Source organism: Ruegeria sp. YTSC199 (assembly GCF_059609725.1).
Genome location: NZ_JBXWMF010000059.1, coordinates 1 through 5,992, shown reverse-complemented (window position 1 = coordinate 5,992; position 5,992 = coordinate 1). Strand labels below are relative to the sequence as shown.

The 5,992-nt window shown below is 53.6% G+C and carries 3 tRNA genes and 3 rRNA genes; all 6 read left to right on the top strand.

Annotation, left to right across the window (positions count from 1 at the left end):
- Window positions 1-416 precede the first annotated feature (416 nt).
- Window positions 417-1,878, top strand: a 16S ribosomal RNA gene (locus AC2FEE_RS25400).
- A gap of 139 nt (window positions 1,879-2,017) precedes the next feature.
- Window positions 2,018-2,094, top strand: a tRNA-Ile gene (locus tag AC2FEE_RS25395).
- 73 nt (window positions 2,095-2,167) lie between these two features.
- Window positions 2,168-2,243, top strand: a tRNA-Ala gene (locus tag AC2FEE_RS25390).
- A 453-nt stretch (window positions 2,244-2,696) separates the two neighbouring features.
- Window positions 2,697-5,527: ribosomal RNA gene (locus AC2FEE_RS25385) — 23S ribosomal RNA — on the top strand.
- Between the two features lie 186 nt (window positions 5,528-5,713).
- Window positions 5,714-5,828: ribosomal RNA gene (gene rrf, locus AC2FEE_RS25380) — 5S ribosomal RNA — on the top strand.
- The 16S, 23S and 5S rRNA genes sit together here with 3 tRNA genes alongside, the layout of an rRNA operon.
- An 87-nt stretch (window positions 5,829-5,915) precedes the next feature.
- A tRNA-Met gene (locus AC2FEE_RS25375) sits at window positions 5,916-5,992 on the top strand.

Here is a 5,992-nt window from a genome sequence, read left to right as displayed (position 1 = left end):
CCCCTTCACCGGCGCTGCTGAGGCGGTGCTGACGGGTTGGAGAGACGGCCTGACGGACTGGAAAGACGGTTGAGACGCTCAGGAGAGACTGGGGGCATCTTAGGGAATGAGTTAGGCGGGCGCGCTGATGTTTTGGCGCAACGGTCTGGTTTTTGGCTCTTGGTGTTCTGTTCTTTGACATTGATGGATAACTGAAGAGATATGTGGGCGGTTTGGTTCGTTTCGACGGATTGAATGTCTGTATATCGCGCTGGTAGGGGTTCGCTCCGATGATCCAGTGTCAGCTTCACTGTTTGTACGGCTTTCGGTTTCTGATGAAACCAGAAGCACATACAGACAGAAGACTTCATCAGGATTAGCCTCCTGATGAGATGTGCAGAGGTTCGAACGTCAAGGATAGGTTAGCAATAGCCTTTCAACTTGAGAGTTTGATCCTGGCTCAGAACGAACGCTGGCGGCAGGCCTAACACATGCAAGTCGAGCGCGCCTTTCGGGGTGAGCGGCGGACGGGTTAGTAACGCGTGGGAATATACCCTTTGGTACGGAATAGCCTCTGGAAACGGAGAGTAATACCGTATGAGCCCTTCGGGGGAAAGATTTATCGCCAAAGGATTAGCCCGCGTTAGATTAGGTAGTTGGTGGGGTAATGGCCTACCAAGCCTACGATCTATAGCTGGTTTTAGAGGATGATCAGCAACACTGGGACTGAGACACGGCCCAGACTCCTACGGGAGGCAGCAGTGGGGAATCTTGGACAATGGGGGCAACCCTGATCCAGCCATGCCGCGTGAGTGATGAAGGCCCTAGGGTCGTAAAGCTCTTTCGCCTGTGAAGATAATGACGGTAGCAGGTAAAGAAACCCCGGCTAACTCCGTGCCAGCAGCCGCGGTAATACGGAGGGGGTTAGCGTTGTTCGGAATTACTGGGCGTAAAGCGCACGTAGGCGGACTGGAAAGTTGGGGGTGAAATCCCAGGGCTCAACCCTGGAACTGCCTCCAAAACTATCAGTCTAGAGTTCGAGAGAGGTGAGTGGAATTCCGAGTGTAGAGGTGAAATTCGTAGATATTCGGAGGAACACCAGTGGCGAAGGCGGCTCACTGGCTCGATACTGACGCTGAGGTGCGAAAGTGTGGGGAGCAAACAGGATTAGATACCCTGGTAGTCCACACCGTAAACGATGAATGCCAGTCGTCGGGTAGCATGCTATTCGGTGACACACCTAACGGATTAAGCATTCCGCCTGGGGAGTACGGTCGCAAGATTAAAACTCAAAGGAATTGACGGGGGCCCGCACAAGCGGTGGAGCATGTGGTTTAATTCGAAGCAACGCGCAGAACCTTACCAACCCTTGACATCCTAGGACCGGCCCAGAGATGGGTCTTTCACTTCGGTGACCTAGTGACAGGTGCTGCATGGCTGTCGTCAGCTCGTGTCGTGAGATGTTCGGTTAAGTCCGGCAACGAGCGCAACCCACATCCTTAGTTGCCAGCAGTTCGGCTGGGCACTCTAGGGAAACTGCCCGTGATAAGCGGGAGGAAGGTGTGGATGACGTCAAGTCCTCATGGCCCTTACGGGTTGGGCTACACACGTGCTACAATGGCAGTGACAATGGGTTAATCCCAAAAAACTGTCTCAGTTCGGATTGGGGTCTGCAACTCGACCCCATGAAGTCGGAATCGCTAGTAATCGCGTAACAGCATGACGCGGTGAATACGTTCCCGGGCCTTGTACACACCGCCCGTCACACCATGGGAGTTGGTTCTACCCGACGACGCTGCGCTAACCTTCGGGGGGCAGGCGGCCACGGTAGGATCAGCGACTGGGGTGAAGTCGTAACAAGGTAGCCGTAGGGGAACCTGCGGCTGGATCACCTCCTTTCTAAGGATGTTCCTGGCATCTTGAGCTTGCTCTTGATCGTGGAACACTTAGCAGAAGATCAACAAACAAAGTTGATCAAACTCATGGACCGAGCCGTCCTCATATCTCTTCAGAACACATCAGGCCGACCGGCCTGTCTGGGTCGGTAGCTCAGGTGGTTAGAGCGCACGCCTGATAAGCGTGAGGTCGGAGGTTCAAGTCCTCCTCGACCCACCAAGCCTTTTGCGGAGCAAAGGGCGTTGTCGTGGCAGTGTCTTCGCGTAGCGAAGGTCACGGGAGCGACTTTTATGGGGCCTTAGCTCAGCTGGGAGAGCGCCTGATTTGCATTCAGGAGGTCAGGAGTTCGATCCTCCTAGGCTCCACCATTTACCTTCGATTTGATCGTTAAGCACCATTTTGGTTCTTTACCGTCCAATCGGACGTCGCTTCTTCGGAAGCTTTGACATCGTATAGAGAGAAATCAATCAACACTGTTTGATCGTGCCGAGTGTGGCACTGATCTCGGTCGTTCTCATCTTCGTCCTCAAGTAGCCGAATAGGCGGTAGGACGCATAGGGGATGAGCGGCGCAGTTTGGGTCTAGCCGGCCTGGAATGCGTATCGCGACTGAAACGAACAGAGTTGTCCAAGTCAAATATACTAACCCGAGCGACCTGCGTTGATCAGCTGCACGGCTGAGAGACCACATGGGGTTGCTCAATTGTCCTCGTCCAAGTGGCGGGGGCGGGAAATGTATGTTTTTGGTTCAGAAACAGAGGCGGCCTTTAGTTACCAGCTGGGTTTGCCGTGAAGGACGTGTGTCTTTCTCTTTCTGGATCAAATCAAGCGCGAGAAGGGCGTTTGGTGAATGCCTTGGCAGCAAGAGGCGATGAAAGACGTGATACTCTGCGATAAGCCATGGGGAGCTGAGAATAAGCTTTGATCCATGGATTTCTGAATGGGGCAACCCACCTGAAAGCTTCATATTGTTATCTTTGATAATCAATATGTTGCTTAAACAGGTACTTAAGACCTGAATACATAGGGTTTTAAGAGCAAACCCGGGGAACTGAAACATCTAAGTACCCGGAGGAAAGGAAATCAATTGATACTCCCCTAGTAGCGGCGAGCGAACGGGGACCAGCCGAGCCGGATAAGTGAGAAGAACATGTTGGGAAGCATGGCCATAGCGGGTGACAGCCCCGTATTCTAAGCTTTGACGGACGTATTAAGTAGGGCGGAACACGTGAAATTCTGTCTGAAGATCGGAGGACCACCTTCGAAGGCTAAGTACTCCTTGCTGACCGATAGTGAACCAGTACCGTGAGGGAAAGGTGAAAAGCACCCCGACGAGGGGAGTGAAACAGTACCTGAAACCGAACGCCTACAATCAGTCGGAGCCTCCTTGCGGGGTGACGGCGTACCTTTTGTATAATGGGTCATCGACTTGGTCTCACGAGCAAGCTTAAGCCGTTAGGTGTAGGCGTAGCGAAAGCGAGTCTTAATAGGGCGTATGAGTTCGTGGGATCAGACCCGAAACCGAGTGATCTAGGCATGGCCAGGTTGAAGGTAAGGTAACACTTACTGGAGGACCGAACCCACATCCGTTGAAAAGGATCGGGATGAGCTGTGCCTAGGGGTGAAAGGCCAATCAAACTCGGAGATAGCTGGTTCTCTGCGAAATCTATTTAGGTAGAGCGTCATCCGAATACCCCGGGGGGTAGAGCACTGGATGGGTAATGGGGCCCCACAGGCTTACTGATCCTAACCAAACTCCGAATACCCGGGAGTACTAGATGGCAGACACACTGCGGATGCTAACGTCCGTAGTGGAGAGGGAAACAACCCTGACCTACAGCTAAGGCCCCCAATTCATGGCTAAGTGGGAAAGCAGGTGGGACGACCAAAACAACCAGGAGGTTGGCTTAGAAGCAGCCATCCTTTAAAGATAGCGTAACAGCTCACTGGTCTAAATAAGTTGTCCTGCGGCGAAGATGTAACGGGGCTCAAGCCATGAGCCGAAGCTTAGGATGCCGTAAGGCATGGTAGCAGAGCGTAGTGTGACATAAGACTTATCCTCTTTAGTGTCCTTCGGGGCACCTTGGAGGATCGAGTCTTTTCGATGAAGCCGGCGCGTGAGCGATCCGGTGGAGAGATCACTAGTGAGAATGATGACATGAGTAGCGACAAAGAGTGTGAGAGACACTCTCGCCGAAAGTCCAAGGGTTCCTGCTTAAAGCTAATCTGAGCAGGGTAAGCCGGCCCCTAAGCCGAGGCCGAAAGGCGTAGGCGATGGGAACTAGGTTAATATTCCTAGGCCGTGGAGTGGTGACGGATCACAGGTGTAGTTCAATCTTATCGGATTGATTGGGCTGCTGAGTGGTTCCTGGAAATAGCCCTCCTATAAGACCGTACCCTAAACCGACACAGGTGGACTGGTAGAGAATACCAAGGCGCTTGAGAGAACGATGTTGAAGGAACTCGGCAAAATACCTCCGTAAGTTCGCGAGAAGGAGGCCCGGTTCCTAGGCAACTAGGGGCTGGGGGCACAAACCAGGGGGTGGCGACTGTTTATTAAAAACACAGGGCTCTGCGAAGTCGCAAGACGACGTATAGGGTCTGACGCCTGCCCGGTGCCTGAAGGTTAAAAGGAGAGGTGAGAGCCTTGAATTGAAGCCCAGGTAAACGGCGGCCGTAACTATAACGGTCCTAAGGTAGCGAAATTCCTTGTCGGGTAAGTTCCGACCTGCACGAATGGCGTAACGACTTCCCCGCTGTCTCCAACATCGACTCAGCGAAATTGAATTGCCTGTCAAGATGCAGGCTTCCCGCGGTTAGACGGAAAGACCCCGTGCACCTTTACTACAGCTTCGCACTGGCATCAGGATTGTGATGTGCAGGATAGGTGGTGGGCTTTGAAGCAGGAACGCAAGTACCTGTGGAGCCACCCTTGAGATACCACCCTTCGCACTCTTGATGTCTAACCGCGGTCCGTTATCCGGATCCGGGACCCTGCGTGGCGGGTAGTTTGACTGGGGCGGTCGCCTCCTAAAGCGTAACGGAGGCGCGCGAAGGTTGGCTCAGAGCGGTCGGAAATCGCTCGTTGAGTGCAATGGCAGAAGCCAGCCTGACTGCGAGACTGACAAGTCGAGCAGAGTCGAAAGACGGCCATAGTGATCCGGTGGTCCCGAGTGGAAGGGCCATCGCTCAACGGATAAAAGGTACGCCGGGGATAACAGGCTGATACTGCCCAAGAGTCCATATCGACGGCAGTGTTTGGCACCTCGATGTCGGCTCATCTCATCCTGGGGCTGGAGCAGGTCCCAAGGGTACGGCTGTTCGCCGTTTAAAGAGGTACGTGAGCTGGGTTTAGAACGTCGTGAGACAGTTCGGTCCCTATCTGCCGTGGGTGTAGGAGACTTGAGAGGAGTTGCCCCTAGTACGAGAGGACCGGGGTGAACGATCCACTGGTGGACCAGTTGTCGTGCCAACGGCAGTGCTGGGTAGCTATGATCGGACAGGATAACCGCTGAAGGCATCTAAGCGGGAAGCCCCCCTCAAAACAAGGTCTCCCTGAGGGCCGTGGAAGACCACCACGTCAATAGGCCGGAGATGTAAGCGCAGTAATGCGTTCAGTTGACCGGTACTAATCGCCCGATAGGCTTGATTTGATCCAGTAATGGAAAGACAAATCACCAAAAGCATACACTGACCTTGAGTTGGATAGCTGTGTCGCGCCAAGCGACACTGTTGATTGACATAACAACCGAGTGGCAACGCGCCTTTTGTAAGCAAAAGACGCTGCCTGCCACCCGTCGCGTTTGCTCCGCAAATCGCGACGTGGGGATTTTCCTCGGTTTGGTGGTCATAGCGCAAGTGAAACACCCGGTCCCATCCCGAACCCGGAAGTTAAGCACTGCCGCGCCAATGGTACTTGGGCTTAAGCCCCGGGAGAGTAGGTCACCGCCAAACCTAGAAAAATCCCAACCTCTCTAAACGATGAAAAGAACACTACCCGGTCTCAAGTAGCCGAATAGGCGGTAGACCAACGCTAAGTGTCGCGGGATGGAGCAGCCCGGTAGCTCGTCAGGCTCATAACCTGAAGGTCGTAGGTTCAAATCCTACTCCCGCAACCA